Origin of the sequence: Aurantibacter sp. (assembly GCF_042094015.1) — a bacterium.
Classification (GTDB): domain Bacteria; phylum Bacteroidota; class Bacteroidia; order Flavobacteriales; family Flavobacteriaceae; genus Aurantibacter.
Map to the genome: position 1 here is coordinate 1 of NZ_JBELDZ010000007.1, position 18,154 is coordinate 18,154.

Annotated in this window: 15 protein-coding genes; 5 read left to right on the plus strand and 10 right to left on the minus strand. The window is 30.6% G+C overall.

The window, feature by feature from the left end:
* From ACFDSN_RS01985 to ACFDSN_RS01995, 3 genes are all read right to left on the minus strand, one after another.
* The coding region (locus ACFDSN_RS01985; protein WP_375238148.1) for an N-acetylmuramoyl-L-alanine amidase at window positions 1–1,133 on the minus strand (1,133 nt) is incomplete at its 3' end.
* On the minus strand, window positions 1,130–2,017 hold the full coding sequence (locus ACFDSN_RS01990; RefSeq protein ID WP_375238149.1) for a hypothetical protein: 888 nt from the start codon (window positions 2,015–2,017) through the stop codon (window positions 1,130–1,132). The genes ACFDSN_RS01990 and ACFDSN_RS01985, both read right to left, overlap by 4 nt.
* A 251-nt stretch (window positions 2,018–2,268) precedes the next feature.
* Window positions 2,269–3,639 (minus strand): hypothetical protein, encoded by a 1,371-nt coding sequence (locus ACFDSN_RS01995; RefSeq protein WP_375238150.1) that lies wholly within the window; start codon window positions 3,637–3,639, stop codon window positions 2,269–2,271.
* Window positions 3,640–3,897: 258 nt separating this feature from the next.
* Between ACFDSN_RS01995 and ACFDSN_RS02000 the strand changes: the two genes are divergently transcribed.
* From ACFDSN_RS02000 to ACFDSN_RS02015, 4 genes are all read left to right on the plus strand, one after another.
* Window positions 3,898–6,243: an ATP-dependent helicase gene (locus ACFDSN_RS02000; protein ID WP_375238151.1), complete on the plus strand. Its 2,346-nt coding sequence runs from the start codon at window positions 3,898–3,900 to the stop codon at window positions 6,241–6,243.
* 23 nt (window positions 6,244–6,266) lie between these two features.
* On the plus strand, window positions 6,267–6,890 hold the full coding sequence (locus ACFDSN_RS02005; RefSeq protein ID WP_375238152.1) for an L-threonylcarbamoyladenylate synthase: 624 nt from the start codon (window positions 6,267–6,269) through the stop codon (window positions 6,888–6,890).
* 75 nt (window positions 6,891–6,965) lie between these two features.
* Entirely contained in the window at window positions 6,966–8,027 is a 1,062-nt protein-coding gene (locus ACFDSN_RS02010) for a hypothetical protein (protein WP_375238153.1), read from the plus strand.
* 123 nt (window positions 8,028–8,150) lie between these two features.
* A complete protein-coding gene (locus ACFDSN_RS02015; protein ID WP_375238154.1) occupies window positions 8,151–9,119 on the plus strand; it encodes a hypothetical protein in 969 nt (322 codons plus the stop codon).
* Between the two features lie 168 nt (window positions 9,120–9,287).
* On the opposite strand, the gene ACFDSN_RS02020 is transcribed toward ACFDSN_RS02015, so the two are convergent.
* From ACFDSN_RS02020 to rlmD, 3 genes are read right to left on the minus strand one after another with little or no spacing between them, the layout of a single operon-like run.
* Window positions 9,288–10,001: a DUF6048 family protein gene (locus tag ACFDSN_RS02020; RefSeq protein ID WP_375238155.1), complete on the minus strand. Its 714-nt coding sequence runs from the start codon at window positions 9,999–10,001 to the stop codon at window positions 9,288–9,290.
* Window positions 9,967–10,500 carry a DUF6452 family protein gene (locus ACFDSN_RS02025; RefSeq protein ID WP_375238156.1) on the minus strand — a complete coding sequence of 178 codons (534 nt, stop codon included), beginning with the start codon at window positions 10,498–10,500 and terminating at the stop codon, window positions 9,967–9,969. Before ACFDSN_RS02025 ends, ACFDSN_RS02020 begins: the two co-directional genes overlap by 35 nt.
* A gap of 2 nt (window positions 10,501–10,502) precedes the next feature.
* Window positions 10,503–11,954, minus strand: coding sequence for a 23S rRNA (uracil(1939)-C(5))-methyltransferase RlmD (rlmD, locus tag ACFDSN_RS02030; protein ID WP_375238157.1), 1,452 nt, complete (start codon window positions 11,952–11,954; stop codon window positions 10,503–10,505).
* Window positions 11,955–12,236: 282 nt separating this feature from the next.
* Here rlmD and rocD point away from each other — a divergent pair, with 282 nt between their 5' ends.
* Window positions 12,237–13,517 carry an ornithine--oxo-acid transaminase gene (gene rocD / locus ACFDSN_RS02035; RefSeq protein ID WP_375238158.1) on the plus strand — a complete coding sequence of 427 codons (1,281 nt, stop codon included), beginning with the start codon at window positions 12,237–12,239 and terminating at the stop codon, window positions 13,515–13,517.
* Between the two features lie 191 nt (window positions 13,518–13,708).
* Here the strand turns inward: rocD and ACFDSN_RS02040 are convergent, their stop codons facing one another.
* The 4 genes from ACFDSN_RS02040 to ACFDSN_RS02055 are packed head-to-tail and all read right to left on the minus strand — an operon-like array spanning window position 13,709 to window position 18,136.
* Window positions 13,709–14,176 (minus strand): GNAT family N-acetyltransferase, encoded by a 468-nt coding sequence (locus tag ACFDSN_RS02040; RefSeq protein WP_375238159.1) that lies wholly within the window; start codon window positions 14,174–14,176, stop codon window positions 13,709–13,711.
* A gap of 13 nt (window positions 14,177–14,189) precedes the next feature.
* Window positions 14,190–14,960 carry a TIGR02757 family protein gene (locus ACFDSN_RS02045; protein WP_375238160.1) on the minus strand — a complete coding sequence of 257 codons (771 nt, stop codon included), beginning with the start codon at window positions 14,958–14,960 and terminating at the stop codon, window positions 14,190–14,192.
* Between the two features lie 11 nt (window positions 14,961–14,971).
* The gene (locus tag ACFDSN_RS02050; RefSeq protein ID WP_375238161.1) at window positions 14,972–15,634 is read right to left on the minus strand and encodes an ABC transporter ATP-binding protein; all 663 of its coding nucleotides are present in this window, start codon (window positions 15,632–15,634) and stop codon (window positions 14,972–14,974) included.
* 51 nt (window positions 15,635–15,685) lie between these two features.
* Complete coding sequence (locus ACFDSN_RS02055) at window positions 15,686–18,136, minus strand: DUF5916 domain-containing protein (RefSeq protein WP_375238162.1); 2,451 nt, start codon at window positions 18,134–18,136, stop codon at window positions 15,686–15,688.
* Between the last annotated feature and the right edge of the window lie 18 nt (window positions 18,137–18,154).

Genomic DNA, 18,154 nt, shown 5'->3' on the forward strand with positions numbered 1-18,154 from the left:
TAATACAGGTACGAATCATAGATGTTTGTTGATGCTCCAGTATAATTTTGGTTAGCTGTAATGGTAATATCATATCCAGGTGCTAAACTATTTGTGTTGCTGTTTATGTTATTTATATAAATGTCTTCAATAGGACAAGTAACCGTTAAATCGTAACTACTTCCGCTACCATCATCTGCATCTACAACAATATAATACGTAGTTCCTGCAATTGCGTTTGTGTAGGTTGCTGAAGATGAACTTACAGTTCCTAAACAATCATTAGGATTACAACTCCCTAAAATATAGACATCTAAATCTCCTGTGAAATTACTTAAACTAGCAGTTAGTGTTCCGTTAGAAGTAGGAGTGATGGTATGAACTCGTTCTGGACCAGATTCCGTCCAAGTATTACAACCATAAGTATCTACTAAAGATGTGGCTGAAGAGCTACTTCCATTGTAGGTATTGCCACAAGTAACTGGAATTGCGCTAGAACAATCTAAACCAGTACACGTAGTTATTCCTAAATCGTTTTGTAAGGAAATATAATATGCTAGAGCAAATTGATTTCTCCAAGTATCGTCTAATAATTTTGTAGCATCTGCGGAATCAACAAACCCAATTTCACTTAAACAACCAATAGCATTAGTTGGACTTAATACGCCTAAATGAAAATTTAAATAAGAATCGTCTTCTACCACGCGTCTAGAATTCCAATCGCCGTAGGTTACCATTTGAGTTTGTACTTCTGTGGCAAAATTCTCACAAGCTGCATTAGATGAACTGCTATTATCACACCAAAATGTTTCTGTTCCCGAGCCGCCGCCAGCATTGCAATGAATACTTAAAAAGCGATCTGCGCTCCAACTATTAGACATTGCAGCACGTTGAGATAACGAAGGGAAATCTCCACAACCTGATGTGGTTCGTGTTAAATAACTTGTTACAGAAGGGCAATTTTGTAATAAGGTAGAAAGTTTGTTTCCAACACTCATTGCTGTTAGAATTTCGGTATTGCTTCTTACGTTAGAGGTGCAACTTTGGGTACAGTCTGCACAATAGCCATGACCTGGATCTATAACTATAGTTTGACTAAATGTATTGAAACAGATGAAACAAAATAAAATGCAGATGTAAATTCTTAGTTTCAATTAATATATTCTTTTATGTTTGTAGAGAATACACCATTTCTTTTTTCGTCACGAAACATAACTTCGGAATTGTTTTTAAATGAAGGCCAAGTTTCTATTTCATCTACAGAATGTGTTATTTGAATTGGATCGTCAGTAATGTGATATAAGTATAGTTCTGAACCAGTAATTTGATGTCCATCTACTGAAGAGTCTATAAAACCAATAATTTGTTTACTATTTGAATGCCAAGCTGTAGCAATGCCTTTGCCTAATTTTCGTATAAACTCTCCTGAAGTTGTAAATAAATAAATAAAAGCTCCTTTGTGGGCTATAATGTATTTGTTATTAGGAGAAACTTCAATATTGTAATAATTCCCTTTTTCTGAAGAAATAGTCCATTCTTTACTTTTAAACTTAGCTTTTACAGCTAAGGTTTTTTGATCTAAGTAATAAATAGTATCACTAATTTTTAAAGCTTTTAGAGCAGTATGCTTAGGTAGGTTTTTAAGTTCTTTTTTCTCTAAAGTAGTAGTGTTTAATTTAATTATTTTGGTTTGATAATCTGCTGTTTTTTCTTTAAAAACAATATGGATTCCATCTTTAGTCCACGCAAAATTATTACCTATGTTTGGAGTGCTATAAATAAGTTTTGGTATGCTACTATTGTTCTTAGAATACATAAAAAGTTTATCACCTTCTATACTACTTAAGGCAATATTAGCATTTAAGTTATTTGTCAAAGGTTTTGAGAAGTTTCCTAAAATTGAAAACAGTTTATGATTGTCAACTTTTTCTATAACTACCTTTGCTTCAGAAACAACTTCGGTTATTGGGTTTGTTTCTTTTTGTTGTTTACAAGCGAGAAGCATACTAGTAATTAACAATACGTAGAGTTTATTCATAAGTTTAATAAGAAGATAATTTGTTAAGGTACATAATATTTTGAAAAGATAAAAGAGCACTAAAAAAAACTACTAACATTATGTGACTACGATTATTTAATCGCTTTTTGTTAATAACAAAAAGCTTCTAATTCATAAGAATTAGAAGCTTTTCTGATTTGTAATTTGAAAATATATTTTAATTCATAACTAACTACTATCTAATAATATGGTTAGAATTTAAATGACTTAAACTTATTGTTTTATGTAAATTAATTGGCACCTTCTGGTAGTTGTTGTGTAAAGGTGTAAGTTGCTGTTGGTGGACCACCAAATAAAGAGTTAGATGGATTATTAAAAATATTACCGCTTAAAAATGGAATATCAGAGCTAACCCCAATATATATTGTTTGACCATTTAGATCAATATCTGAACTATAATAACCTAAAGAGCTATAAGTTGCTGTAGGTGGACCGCCAAATAAAGAGTTATCTGGGTCGTTAAAAACGTGACTAGAAATAAAAGGGATTTCAGATTCAACTCCTATATAGTTTATTTTACCGTCATTATTTACATCTCCAGCCCACATTCCTAAAATATTTGTTGGCATACTAAAGGTTGTTTGTGCATTTGTACCGTATGTTATTGGATTATTTGCATCTGTAAAATCAACACTTACAGGAATTCCTGATAATGCAATTGTATTAGCTGTCATTATACCTAGGTGATTACGATGTTTTATAGCTATATAATAGTTGTCATTAGGTAAGTTAAAACTTAAGCTGGATATTCCATCTACAGAAACAACATCACCATCTCTTTGTAATAATGCAGAAGTACTAGTTTCAATAACAGTGTTGTCTATTGCGTCTCTTAGCTCTAACCAAACCCAGTCAACAATAGCATTTGCTCCTGTAGCATTAAATACGGATGCATTACAAGTTAAAGCATCAGAATAAGGAGATATTGTTGGAATGTAATTAGCGATACGTAAATCATCTCTCATTAGGTTTTCTTCTCCAGAATTTGGGTTAAAATATGCTCCTTGTAATAAAACTTTTGCAGACAATAGTATATTTGGAATATTCATAGGGGAAGAGACTTTAAAATCATCAATCAATAATAAATTACCAAGTACTCCACTAGTATTATAGTGACGAATTATTATACCAACATTTTTTCCTGCAAAATTTGAAGGAATTGTTGCTGATATAATTTCTGAGGATGAAGTTTGATTTGCCGTTGTATTAATAATTTCAGTAGCAGATGTATATATTCCAGTTGGATTAACACTTGTATCGTAAATATAAACTGCATAATTTTCTAAAGTGAATGGTACTCCAATAGCGTTACCTATTCTCATTTCGAAATTTAAAGTGGTTAAAGATGAATTAATATTAAAAGTTGGAGATTTTAAAAGATTATTTGGTGTTTTGTTATTAGCATCAGAAAAGAAAACTGTCCCGCTAAAGCCAAAACCAACATTATTTCCACTATCATCTATTTGCCAATCATCTCCGTCATTATCTACATCCTGAAATGTCCAGTTCGTGTAATCTTCACTATCAGATGTCCAAATATCTGTTTGAGAAATACTTAAATTTGTGATTAATACCACAAATAATAAAGTCATTTTTTTCATAATAAATGTTAAGTTTATAAATTTCTTGCAAACCTAAGTTTTAGTTTGTATAAGTATGATGTTTATTTATGTACTGATTTAGGGAAAATTGTCAATAAATAGCGAATTTGTACATTGAAAAATAATTAATACTTAAATTATTTAATATCAATATTGTGTGTTTTATATTTATGAGGACTAATTGTTTATAATTTATAGTAATTCCTTTTAAAGAAGCCCAACACAATTTGTATTTTTACAACTTAAAACTATTAAGAATTGGAAAAATATTTAAGTCAGCTAAACGAAGCACAATACGCTCCAACGGTTCAGGTAAATGGACCTATGATTGTTATTGCAGGTGCAGGATCTGGAAAAACTCGTGTGTTAACTTATCGAATAGCTTATTTAATGCACAAAGGTGTAGATTCGTTTAATATTTTAGCACTAACATTTACCAATAAAGCTGCACGAGAAATGAAAGTGCGTATTGGTCAGATTGTTGGAGAAAGCGAAGCTAAAAATTTATGGATGGGAACTTTTCACTCGGTTTTTGCTCGTATATTAAGAGTAGAAGGTCATCATTTAGGTTTTCCAAGTAATTTTACAATTTACGATACACAAGATTCTCAAAAATTAATGGGATCTATTATAAAAGAAAAAGGTTTAGATAAAGATATTTATAAAACTAAACAGGTTTATTCTCGTATTTCTTCCTATAAAAATAATTTAATCACTGTAAAATCATATTATAAAAACCCAGATTTAATGGAAGCTGATTCTATGGCAAGGCGACCTAGAATGGGAGAGATTTATCAAGAATATGTAGATCGTTGTTTTAAAGCTGGAGCAATGGATTTTGATGATTTGTTATTAAGAACAAATGAGCTTTTAACACGATTTCCACAAGTACTAGCTAAGTATCAAAATAAATTCAAGTATATACTGGTAGATGAGTATCAAGATACAAACCATTCACAATATTTAATAGTTAGAGCTTTAGCAGACAAGTTTCAGAATATTTGTGTGGTTGGAGACGATGCGCAAAGTATTTATGCCTTTCGTGGTGCTAATATTAGTAATATTTTAAATTTTCAAAAAGATTACGATGATGTTAAGGAATACAGACTAGAACAAAATTACCGTTCTACTAAAAACATTGTAAACGCTGCAAACTCGGTAATTGAGAAAAACAAAACCAAGTTAGAAAAAGTAGTTTGGACTTCTAATGATGAAGGTGGAAAAGTAAAAGTACATAGAAGTTTAACAGATGGAGACGAAGGTCGTTTTGTGGCAAGTACCATTTGGGAAACTAAAATGAATAACCAAATGCAGAATAGTGAGTTTGCTATTTTATATAGAACGAATTCTCAATCTCGTGCAATGGAAGACGCGTTACGTAAACGTGATATTCCATATCGTATTTATGGCGGATTATCTTTCTATCAGCGTAAAGAAATAAAAGACGTTTTGTCTTATTTAAGATTAATTATTAATCCCAAAGACGAAGAAGCTTTAAAACGTGTAATTAATTATCCTGCAAGAGGAATTGGACAAACTACTGTAGATAGATTAACGGTTGCAGCAAATGGTTATAAGCGTTCTATTTTTGAAGTGGTTCAAAATATCGATAAAGTAGATATTGGTGTTAATTCTGGAGCTAAAAAAAAATTAAACGAGTTTGCTTTGTTAATAGAATCGTTTCAGGTAATGAATGAAACAGCAACAGCTTTCGAGCTTGCAGAACATATTGTTAGAGCAACAGGTTTAGTTAAAGAAATTAATAAAGATGGTACGCCAGAAGGTGTAGCAAAATTAGAAAATGTTGAAGAACTTTTAAATGGTATAAAAGATTTTGTTGAAGGCCAGGAAGAAGTGGTGGATTCTAGAGGAAGTTTAGCAGAATTTCTTGAAGATGTAGCATTAGCGACAGATTTAGATAACGAAAAAGGTTCTGAAGATGCAGTGGCACTAATGACGATACATTTATCTAAAGGATTAGAATTTAATCATTTATTTGTAGTAGGACTAGAAGAAGACTTATTTCCAAGTGCTATGAGTATGAATACTCGTAGCGAACTAGAAGAAGAAAGACGTTTGTTTTATGTAGCATTAACTAGAGCCGAAAAACAAGCCTATTTAACTTATGCTTTATCACGTTACCGCTGGGGAAAACTTGTAGATTCTGAGCCAAGTCGATTTATTGAAGAAATAGACGATCAATATTTAGAATATATTACACCAAAAGAAGATATGCGTGTTAATCCAATGTTATCCGCGGATATTTTTGGAGATACGCCACCAAATAAAATTAGATTTAAAAAAGCTATAACACCAAAATTTAAAAAGAAAGTTGATAAATCTGCTCCAGAGAAATTCCAAGTATCAACTCCTAAAAACCTAAAAAAGGTTAGTGCTACAACTAAAGAATCATCAAACGAAGGTGCAAACTTATTCGATACAGATTTGGTTATGGGATCTATTGTATCTCATATGAGATTTGGCAAAGGACAAGTTTTAAAAATTGAAGGTAAAGGAAGCGATTTAAAAGCTGAAATTAAGTTTGATGTTGGTGGAACTAAAAAATTATTATTACGCTTTGCAAAATTGACTATTATTGGTTAGTTTTCATTGTTAACATTATAATTATGGCTGAATTAATTAAACTTTACGAAGAAAATCCAAACCCAAGAGATATAAAACGCGTGGTAGATGTTTTAAAAAAAGGTGGTTTGGTTATTTATCCAACAGATACAGTTTATGGTTTAGGTTGTGATATTACTAACAATAAAGCGTTAGAGAAGTTAGCACGAATAAAAGGTGTAAAATTAGATAAAGCTAATTGGTCTTTTATTTGTCATGACTTAAGTAATTTAAGCGATTATACTAAGCAAATAGAATCTACAACTTTTAAGGTTTTAAAGAAAGCTTTGCCAGGACCATATACTTTTATTCTTCCAGGTTCTAAAAGTTTGCCAAGTGTATTTAAAAAGAAAAAGCAAGTAGGTATTCGTGTGCCAGATAATAATATTACTTTAGAGTTAGTTAGAGCTCTAGGAAACCCAATTGTTTCTACCTCTATTAGAGACGAAGACGAAATTTTAGAATACACCACAGATCCAGGGTTAATATTAGAAAAATGGGATAAACTAGTAGATGTAGTTGTAGATGGCGGATACGGAGATAATCAGGCTTCTACAATTTTAGATTTTACTAATGGTGAAGTTGAGGTTGTTAGAGAAGGGAAAGGTTCTTTAGGTATTTTAAAATAACTAAAGATTAGAGTTAATTTATGAAGTTGAAAAAGTAAACTCAATTATTAATACAACAGTTAGTTTTTTAGTCCTATGAACGATGTTAAAATAACCCACAAAAAAGCAACTTATCCTGTGTCTGATAAGTTGAATAAGTATTTGCAAGAATATAATCGAAATATTCGATTACCTATTTTTTATAACGATTTGTTACGCTTCGAAGGTTCTTTTGTGGTTTATGATAAAGATGATAATGATACACTTTGGATTAGAGTCTATTACAACCAGTTTGAAAGAGAAGAGATTGATTTAAGTCTAAAACGAATTTATTCAGCTCTAAATTCTGATGGAAATGATACAGTTACTAAGTTTTTAAGTGTAGATGCAATTGATTTTTGTACGTTTGGAAACTCTAAACCTTTTCGTATAAAAATTAGAAATATTTTAAATGACAATTATACTTATTTTTACGTAAAAACAGCAGATGCTTCTAGAATTTATGGACTAGAATTGGAGCAAATGTTATCTCCGGACCAGCTTAATTTTTTAGTTTATAAAGACACTTTAATTGAAGAACATATTGCAGGGATTCCTGGAGATGAGTTTATTAAAAATTATTTAGACGATTGTATTCCTTCCGAAAAAACTCAAATTGCTAAAGAATTTGTAAAGTTTAATGAGCGCTGTTTAATTCGCTTGTTAGGAGATATGCGTTCTTATAATTATGTTATTGTACCAACTCACGATTTTGATCACGTTGTATATAAAATAAGAGCTATAGATTTTGATCAGCAGTGTTACGAAGGAAAATTAAGAGTATATAGACCTCAGTTTTTTAAGGAAAACTTAAAAATGGTCGATTTGGTTAAAGAAAAAATGGGTGAGGAGTCTATAGAACAATATCAAATTGAAGAACGATCTATTATAGCAAAACGAATGATAAGTTATAAAAAACGTTTAAATAAGCTCCTAAACTGTATGAAAAATGATACGATTTCTACTCCTGAGCATATGGAACTATTACGCGAAGAAATTTATAATTTTACTTTGGATTTAGAATTTAGAAAAAGTACTAATATGGGAGAAATTGTTTCTAATGTTTTAGACTTTGTAAAACGTAATTATGAAGATGTTAATATGAGAAATTTTATATGATTTTTAATAGTGTTTCATAGATTAAAGCTACTCTTTATTAAAATTGTTTTTTTTTGAAGAATCACTATTAGAAGACTAGGATATAGATATCCAAATTATAATAAAAATTAATGATTTAAGATTATGAAAAAAATACATATTGTATTATTTATTTTTCTGGTGTCAGTTATCTCTTTCGCACAAGCGCCAGAAGGATTTAATTACCAGGCAGTAGCAAGAGATGCTTCTGGAGATATTATTGCCAACACAATAGTTGGTGTAGAGTTTCAATTACATAAAACCACTATTTCTGGATCTGTTATTTATACAGAAACACATTCTCCAACAACAAATACCTATGGTGTTTTTAACCTGATTGTAGGGCAAGGAGCAAGTACAGACACTTTTAATACTATAGATTGGGCAACTGATTTATATTTTATAGAAACGAGTATTGATGTATCAAATGGTAGTACTTATGTTAGTATAGGAACAACTCAGTTACTTAGTGTACCATATGCATTAAATGCAAAAACAGCAGATAATGTATTTAGTGGTAACTATAACGATCTAACCAACCTACCAAACATACCGACTAATTCTACTTATAGTGTAGGTGATTTTGCTCATGGAGGTGTTGTTTTCTGGGTTGATAGTTCAGGACAACACGGTTTAGTATGTGCTATTACCGATCAATCTTCACAAATTTCTAGTTATGGTAATAGGGATTTTGATGCTCCTTATCAAGAGTTTGTAACAGGAGATGGAATATATGGCGGGAAAATGGCAACATCTTTTATTACATCTTATTATCATACAGGAACTCATCCTGCAAAAATTTGTCAAGAATCAATTATACTGTCATTTCGAGATTGGTACTTACCTTCAAAGGAAGAGTTAAATTTAATGTACTTAAATAAATCTACAATTAATACAACATGTCTAGCAAATGGAGGAACTGCTTTTAATGAAGCAACTTACTGGAGCTCTTCAAACTACACAGGCGGAAGTTCTAATTTGTGGCTACAATGGTTTACAGATGGTAATCAGTATGCTTTTGGCTCTGGTGTCGACTATCCTAATAGTTATGTTAGAGCAATTAGAGCCTTTTAGCTTAGTTTTATTGTAAACTATAAACCTGAAGAGTTTTTAGTGAGTTTGTAAAGGTTTGTTTTGAATATGTTTTATACAAGCAATTAAACTAGTTTAGTTGAAAAGAACTAGAAGTTTAATTTTGTAAAAAAAAAACAACTAAACAAAAGTTGTATAAGAAGTAAAAACTTACTTCTTATACAAAGGTATTCTATAAGAAATAGTATAACCGTAACCTACACCAACCTTACTATCTTCAAATACTTTATTAAAGCCAGGGATAAATACATTGGTGAAATTCTCTGGTATATCTTGACTAAATAAATATTTTAATTGCGCATTAAAACCTACGTATAGATTAGTTAAAACTTCGGCTTTAATTCCCATTTGAATTTCTGCCCAAAGACCTGTTAATCCGCTATATTCTTTTAGTTCATTTGCAACACCTTGTGTTTGCCAATATTGGTTTGTCGTATAATATGTAGCATTATTTAGGGTTTGACTAAAACTACTTGCTCCAATTCTAAATCCAGAATAAATCATATTATCTAACGGGAAAAGATTGTCGTGCATATTATAATCTACACCAATTTTAAAATAAGTTCCTTTAGTAGTAATATCTAAAAAATCGGTTACAAATTCTTTTTGCTCATTACCTAGTTCTCCAGCTATAAAAAACTTTCGGCTAAACCTATAGTCAGCAATAAGTTCAAAACCTGTATAATCGTCGTCTAAAGCTGTTCTCAATAATTTAGAAGCATCTGTTCCTACACGAACACCAAACTTTCTTGGTTGTGTAGATATAGAATCGGTTGTAGTTTCTGTTTCGTTTTGTGCGGTTAACGAAACGCTTAGTAGTAAAAAACTACTAATGATATAGATTAAAATGCGTTGTCGTTTCATCTGCTATTATTAAATTTTCGTTTAAAGCTTCCTGAAATAAAAGCCAATTATCTCCATCTGGTTCTATGGTAATACTTACGTTTTCGTATTGCACTTTGTAACCACAAGCGTTAGAAACAAAAACTTCTTTTATGGTGTAATTTATTGTAATTATATCTTCATTTCCTGTTTGGAAATCATCAGTTTCGTCATCAGGAGTTCCATTATCATCTATTTCGTAATCTAAAAAAAATCTATACTTAGTTTCTGTAGCGTCTGTACGCAATGGTAAAATAGCATCTGCGGTAGTTATAACGCTATAATTCTCTAGAGCAGTATCTAAATCAAACCCTACAGCAAGAAAACCTGTTACGTTTTTTTGATTGTCTCTCAAAATATTATCATTAAAACTCACAAGTAGTCTTGGCGTAGTAGCAGTAGTAGCGGCGCAAATGTCGTCTTTTTCACATGAAAAAATAGACAAGGCAATTAAAAAGGGTATTAAAATGTATTTTTTCATAATTATTTCTCAAATAAGACAACAGTTTCAATATGTGCTGTGTGAGGAAACTGATCTACTAAACTTATTTTTTTTATGTTATATCCTGCTTGCATTAAGGTTTCTGTATCTCTTGCTTGTGTTGCTGGGTTACAAGATACGTAAACCATTCTATCTGCATTTAAAGCTATAATTTTATTAAGTGTTTTAGGAGCAATTCCTGCTCTTGCAGGATCTAAAATTATAGTTCTTATTTTTTCTTTATATTCTGGATGCTCAAATAAAAACTTCCCTACATCTGCAGCAAAAAAGGTTAAGCCATCTATATTATTTCTTTTCGCATTCTTTTTCGCATCTTTAATCGCAGAAGCAACAATATCTACACCAACTATTTTTGTGTTTTTTGATCTAGAAGCTATAATTTGTCCAATGGTTCCTGTTCCACAGAATAAATCCATAACAACTGTATTATCAATTGCTTCTTTATTTTCTAACGCATAATCAACCACTTTGGTATATAAACGTTCGGCAGATTTGGGATTGGTTTGAAAAAAGCTTTTCATGCTAATTTCAAAGTTTAACCCTAAAAGTTCTTCAATAATTTTATCTTTCCCGTAAACTAAATCTATACTTCCTGCAGTTGCAAGCGTTCTATCTCCAACTTCGTTATTAATAGTATGTAAAAGTCCAGCAACTCTGCTTCCAAATAACTCAACTAAATAGTTTGAAAATTTAGTTAAATCAAACTTTGGTAGGTCGTGCGATGTGGTTACTAAATTAAAAAGTAACTCATTAGTTTTGTAAGACTTACGTACTACTAAGAAACGAAAAAAACCTTCTCTTTTTGGTCCGTGCCAAGGCTCTAAACCAGTAGCTTCACAGTGGGTTTTAATTTTTATAAGTTGGTCTTCAAATTCTTTATCAAATAACCCGCTATCTTTATCTAGGTTTTCTCCACACCACCAAGTACCACGTTTTTTAAAACCTAACGTAAATTCATCAACATCAGTTTTTTTTTCTCTATTGTATCCAATAGCAGAAAAACTATACTCCATCTTATTTCTATAATGGAAGTCGTTTGGAGAGGTGATAAATTCATCAAACAAATCTTCAATATTTTCAACTTTACCTATGCGTTTAAATAATTGAAGCGTACTCTCTTTTTTATATTCGTGTTGTTTTTCTACCGGAAGTTTAATGTAAGGCGCACCTGCAATTTCTTGATAAGGCATCTCAATTTCATCGCTTGAAGCTTCTAAAACTTCAAATAATTTACCTTCAGCGTATTTTTTACTTGCTTTTTTTATTTGTGCTTTTACCAGTTGCCCAGGTAATGTGTTGGGAACAAATACTACAAATTCTCCATGTTCGTTTCTAATACGTCCAATGCCTTTTCCACCAAAAGCATAATCTTCAATTTTTATTTCTATAATTTGTCCTCTCTTAACAAATTTGTTTCTAGGTCTACTTGGCATGTATTAAATTTTATAGTGCAAAATTATAAAAAAAGGAGCTTGGTTGAGGTGCTTTTTTTAATTTATGTTGATTTGATTTTTTTACCAGTATGAATTAGTGAGTTTAATTGAAATTAATTTAAATAAGTAGTATTTTTTATTAAATAAATTTTTAATCCCTTTTAATTTGATTAATTTGCAATTTCTCAGGGATGATTTCTCTCCCACGCTGAATTTTCGAACTCTCGAAAGGATAAAGGTATAGAAGGAATGGCTACTTTATAACTTTAAAAATATTAAAAAATGGCTGTTTTAAACCAATTAACATCGCAAGAAGCGATAGATTTAGAAAACAAACACGGAGCACACAATTACCATCCATTACCTGTTGTGTTAAGTAAAGGTGAAGGCGTTTTTGTTTGGGATGTAGAAGGAAAAAAATATTACGATTTCTTATCGGCATATTCTGCAGTTAACCAAGGACATTGTCATCCAAAAATTGTAAATGCAATGGTAGAGCAAGCTAAAACCTTGACTTTAACTTCTAGAGCATTTTATAATGATATGCTTGGTAAATATGAGAAATTTGCAACAGACATTTTTAAATTTGATAAAATGTTACCTATGAATACAGGTGCAGAAGCTGTTGAGACTGCTTTAAAGCTTTGTAGAAAATGGGCTTATGAAGTAAAAGGTATTAAAGAAAATGATGCGCAAATTATTGTTTGCGAAAATAATTTTCATGGAAGAACAACCACTATTATTTCTTTTTCTAACGATCCAGTTGCTCGTAAAAACTTTGGACCTTACACAGATGGATTTATTAAAATTGAATATGATAACTTACAAGCTTTAGAAGATGCTTTAAAAAGTAATGCTAATATTGCAGGGTTTTTAGTTGAGCCAATTCAAGGTGAAGCTGGAGTTTATGTGCCTTCTGAAGGTTATTTAGCAAAAGCAAAAGCATTATGTGAAGCGCACAATGTTTTATTTATTGCAGACGAAGTACAAACAGGAATTGCTAGAACTGGTCGTTTATTAGCTACTTGCGGAAACTGTTCTTGCACAGACAAAAATTGTTCTGGTACACCAGAAGTTAAAGCAGATATTTTAATTTTAGGTAAAGCTATATCTGGAGGAGTTTACCCAGTAAGTGCTGTTTTAGCTAACAATAACATTATGGATGTTATTAAACCAGGAAATCATGGTAGTACTTTTGGAGGAAATCCTGTTGCTGCTGCTGTTGCTACTGCAGCTTTAGAGGTTGTTAAAGAAGAAAATTTAGCACAAAAAGCATTTGATTTAGGAGAATTATTTAGAGCAGAATTAAATAAATATATTGAAACTACAGATTTAGTAACTTTAGTTAGAGGTAAAGGTTTACTTAATGCTATTGTTATTAATGATCATGAGGAAAGTGAAACAGCTTGGAATATTTGTATGGCTTTACGCGATAATGGTCTTTTAGCTAAGCCAACACACGGAAATATTATTCGTTTTGCGCCACCATTGATTATGACAAATGAGCAATTATTAGATTGTGTGTCTATTATTGTTAAAACGTTAAAAACGTTCGAAAAGTAAAAGCTTAAATAGTTTATAAATTTAAAATGCCTTACTATATAGTAAGGCATTTTTTTTAATTTTTTGTTATGTGAAAGATTCGTTTAACAAGATGATATGAATACGTTTTAATGTTTTATATCAGCAGTTAAACGAAGTTAGCTTAAAAATTTGACAAAGTCAAGTTTAGAAATAGCTTTGCAAGTGCTATTTTAAAAAGCTAATTCCATTTTAATGTCGCAACGTTTGTATGGACAATTTTTTTCTACAGGAATTTCTATAAAACTATTTTTTCTATAAATATGTATGGCGTTTTCTAATTTCCTACTAGAGTAGAGAATGAGCTTATCCCATTTTTTAGATTTAGAGAAGTTAATACTGTAATCTAATAATTGTTGTCCAATCCTTAAACCTCTATAATTTGGTGACACAGCCATTTTAGTCAACTCAAAAACATTATTTGTTTTGGTAGGCATTAATGCAACTGTTCCAATAATTTTAGTATCTATTTGTACAAAATAGATATAACCACCTTTAGAAATAATGTATTTGTCAGGATTACTTAAAACATCTTCATCATAAGGTTCTACATAGAAGTAGTGCTTTAACCACTCTATATTTAAAGCATAAAAATCTTTAGAGTATTCAGTTCTAAACGGGATTATGTTTATATTATTCATAATAGTTATGTCTTTAAAAGCTTTCAAAAACGCCAAGTCCAAATAGAGCAAAGTCGTATTTTACGGGATCTTTTGGATCTAGTTGTCTTAAAGCATTATCTAATTCTGTTAATGCCTTAGCATCGTTTTGTGTTCTAGATAATAGACCAAGTTTTCTTGCTACATTACCAGAATGTACATCTAACGGACAAGATAATTGAGATGGTTTTAATGTTTTCCAAATACCTAAGTCTACGCCATGCTTATCGTTTCTAATCATCCAACGTAAATACATGTTGATACGTTTTGCTGCCGATTTTTTTAATGGATCACTAATATGTTTTTCGGTGCGTTGTAAATGTTCAATTTCAAAAAAGGCTTTTTTAAACTCGTGAATACTTGTTTGTAGTGAATTTTCTTCTGCATATTTAGTAAATACAGTTTCTATGCCATTATGTTTGCTGTAAATGTGTTTTAAACCTTTTATAAATGTTATAAAGTCTAATCCATTAAAGGTTCTATGCACAAAAGACTCTAATGGCTTTAAGTCTGATTCTTTATGATTGATAACAAAATCATAAGGTGAATATTCCAGTAAATCCATCATTCTATGACAGTTTTTAATAATACTTTTTCTATTTCCCCAAGAAATGGTTGCAGCTAAAAAGCCTGCAATTTCAATATCTTCTTTTTTGGAAAACAAATGTGGAATTTGTACAGGATCAGTTTCTATAAACTCTAATGTATTGTATTGCTCTACTTTAGAGTCTAAAAATGTTTTAAGTTGTTGTGCTGTTAAGTCCAATAGTAATAGTATTAAACTTTTATTTTTCCATCTTGCATTACAATTTTTTTATCAGCAAGATTAGCTAATTCTTCGTTATGTGTAACAATAACAAAAGTTTGTCCGTAAGTATCTCGTAATTTAAAAAATAGATTATGTAGGTTTTCTGCGCTTTCACTATCTAAATTCCCAGAAGGTTCATCGGCAAAAATAATTTCAGGATTATTTATTAAAGCTCTCGCAACAGCAACACGTTGTTGTTCTCCGCCAGACATTTCGTTTGGTTTGTGATTATATCTGTTAGAAAGACCTAAGAAATCTAATAATTCTTTGGCACGTTTTTCTGCTTCTACTTTAGGTGTTTTATTTATGAAAGCTGGCAAACAAACATTCTCTATAGCTGTAAACTCTGGCAATAATTGATGGAATTGAAAAATGAACCCTAAATGTTTGTTTCTAAATCTAGCCAATTCCTTTTCTGATAAATTTGGAATGCTAACACTGTTAATATCTAAAACACTGTTTTGGTCTTTTTTTAAATGATCTAAAGTTCCTAAAATTTGAAGCAGTGTTGTTTTTCCTGCGCCTGAGGCACCAACAATAGAGATAATTTCACCTTTACTAATAGTTAAGTCTACACCTTTTAAAACGTGTAAATCACCGTAATTTTTATGAATGTTTTTAGCAACTATCATATTCTAAGTTTAAAACTGAAAAATAAAGGTTTATAATGGTTTAAGCAAGCATTAGCTAGTTTTAGGTTTAAATACATTTTTTATACCACCATAATCTATAAAATAAACTAAACGTAAAGAAAATGTATTACGTGCTTCTTGTTTAAACAACGTATTAGTGCTTGTAAAGTAATCGTCTTGTGCATTGTTAGAAAAATTGAATATTTGATTTCTATATAAAGCGGTTAATTGACTTCCAGGAGCAAATTGCCACGTGTAGCTTAAGTCTAAATTCCAAGTATTAAAATTTACATCTGGATTAAAAGTTGCATCTTCACCAGAATTGGTTTTGTTATAAATAAAACTTTCTTCTAGCGTTCCGTTAGGTTGTAATACATATAAGTTATAATCATATTCAACAGTACTTAAGTAGTTTCTAAAACTAAGTGTTAATGCATTAAGAGAATTAAAATTATAACTTCCAGAGATACTAGTTTCAATATCTTTTCTATTTCGTTGTCCAAAAAGAATTCTATTATCTATGGCTTGATCATTAACATAACCTTGATCTCCTTTTAAATTATTATGTTCCAATCCTAGAACTAATAAAAATTTTGAATTAAATTTAAATCGAGGTGAAACTCTAAAATACGTATTATGATAATTTCGTTCTGAATCTAACAATGTTCCATAACCTAAATTTGAATCTAAAGAAAAGAATGTATTGTAATTACTGGATATCCAAACATTATGTTGGTAATAGTTTTTTGTAGTAAAGAAGCTATTAAAATTATCTCTAGGTTCAAAATAATCATTTTGCTTACCAGGATTAACTTCAAAGCTAGTTCCAAAAGAATGAAGTTTTTTATTAGTTGCTCTAAACTCTGCATTTAGTTCTAATCCTGTATATTTATTTGGATTTTTTAAGCGGTTATATTCTCCTGAAAAGCCTATGTAATAATTATTTAATTTTTCAGTAGGCTTAAAAGATCTATAAGATAACTCAGTACCTATATTGCTGTAATTATTTCTAAAAAGTATACCTAAATCATTCGGATTGTAATTTTCATCTGCATAAAAATGAAGTAAACTATATCTAAAATTACCACTGTTTTTTCCAAATCCTACAGTAGAACTAAAACCAGTTTCTAAATCAGAATCATTAAATGTACTCATCTTTATTTGTCCAATAGCACCATAGGTATTGCTTTTGTTGATTAGATCAACTAAAAAAGCTGTAACATTAGCATCTCTAAAGCCGTTGTTTCTTGTAACGTTTGTATTTATTAAAGTTACTGATGAGTTTTTATTAAACTGTTGATCTAAAACCATTATGTTATAATTTGTTAACGGTTCTACAGTTTCTGATCTTGTTGTATTTGTGTCTCTATTTAAAATATCTACATCTGTTTTTTCGGTAATTGCATTAAAAAAACCAATACCTAAGCTGTTTTTTGTTCTACCGGATATCTTAATAGCATTTAAAAGTTGAACTTTATCTGGATAATCTATAACATTTTCATTAGAATTTATATTTGGATAACTTGAAGGAGAATCTCCTACACGTCTAGAATAAAATAAATTCCCTTTATTAAATAAGTCAACACCTTCAGTGAAAAATTGGCGCTGTTCTGCAAATTGTTGTTCAAACGGACCTAGGTTTAATTCAACATTATCAAATCCAGCTTGGCTGAAATCGGGAATTAATGTAGCGTCTAAAGTTATGTTTTCTGTAATTCCATACTTAACATCTAATCCAGCAGCAAAATCACTTTCGGTTTTATTTTCAAAATCAGAAACTAAATAAGAAGCATAGGGATATAAATTAAGTCGAGTAGGTGGCGTAATATTTTTTAAACCTTTTAATTCACCATTATATAATCCTATATTTCCTTTTGTAACATCTATAGCGTTCCAAGTACTCTGTGCGCGAGTTTTTCTAAAATGTCTATGAAATTGAATTCCCCAAATTGGATCTTCTTGTTGCGTAAAACGTAAAGCTCTATAAGGAATTTTTACTTCTACAACCCATCCGTTTGGCTGTATTTTAACACTACTTTCCCAAACAGCATTCCATCCAAAATCCTCTCCATTATTTGGGCTTTCTACAGCATCAGCTTGTGTTCCAGAGCTAAAAACGAAAAACTCTGTATTGTTTTGTGCATCGTTATTTGGATTAAAAATCATTCCAAAAAAATCACTTTGACCAAAGTTGTCACGTTGAGTAAATTGCGTCATAATATCCTCTGTGTTGTCATACAAATACGCAGCAATATAGATTGCATTATCATCGTAAGTCATTTTAACTTCTGTGCGCTTTTCTTGTGTATCTATAATACCAACATCTGGTCTGAATTGCACAAAATCTGTAGCTATTTCTAAATCATTCCAAATGGCATCATCTAAAATCCCATCTATCTTAGGAGCATTTTGGCAACGCGTAATTTGATAAGATTTCTTTTCTTGAGAAAAACTACTAAACGTTATTAATAGTGCACTTATTAAAGTTAATAATGGTTTCATTTTAAAAGAATATGTTGC

Bases quoted from the DNA above. Each gene is read 5' to 3' on its own strand.
- ACFDSN_RS01990 (WP_375238149.1), bottom strand. From the start codon at position 2,017: ATGAATAAACTCTACGTATTGTTAATTACTAGTATGCTTCTCGCTTGT.
- ACFDSN_RS01995 (WP_375238150.1), bottom strand. From the start codon at position 3,639: ATGAAAAAAATGACTTTATTATTTGTGGTATTAATCACAAATTTAAGT.
- ACFDSN_RS02005 (WP_375238152.1), top strand. From the start codon at position 6,267: ATGGCTGAATTAATTAAACTTTACGAAGAAAATCCAAACCCAAGAGAT.
- ACFDSN_RS02010 (WP_375238153.1), top strand. From the start codon at position 6,966: ATGAACGATGTTAAAATAACCCACAAAAAAGCAACTTATCCTGTGTCT.
- ACFDSN_RS02015 (WP_375238154.1), top strand. From the start codon at position 8,151: ATGAAAAAAATACATATTGTATTATTTATTTTTCTGGTGTCAGTTATC.
- ACFDSN_RS02020 (WP_375238155.1), bottom strand. From the start codon at position 10,001: ATGAAACGACAACGCATTTTAATCTATATCATTAGTAGTTTTTTACTA.
- ACFDSN_RS02025 (WP_375238156.1), bottom strand. From the start codon at position 10,500: ATGAAAAAATACATTTTAATACCCTTTTTAATTGCCTTGTCTATTTTT.
- rlmD (WP_375238157.1), bottom strand. From the start codon at position 11,954: ATGCCAAGTAGACCTAGAAACAAATTTGTTAAGAGAGGACAAATTATA.
- rocD (WP_375238158.1), top strand. From the start codon at position 12,237: ATGGCTGTTTTAAACCAATTAACATCGCAAGAAGCGATAGATTTAGAA.
- ACFDSN_RS02040 (WP_375238159.1), bottom strand. From the start codon at position 14,176: ATGAATAATATAAACATAATCCCGTTTAGAACTGAATACTCTAAAGAT.
- ACFDSN_RS02050 (WP_375238161.1), bottom strand. From the start codon at position 15,634: ATGATAGTTGCTAAAAACATTCATAAAAATTACGGTGATTTACACGTT.
- ACFDSN_RS02055 (WP_375238162.1), bottom strand. From the start codon at position 18,136: ATGAAACCATTATTAACTTTAATAAGTGCACTATTAATAACGTTTAGT.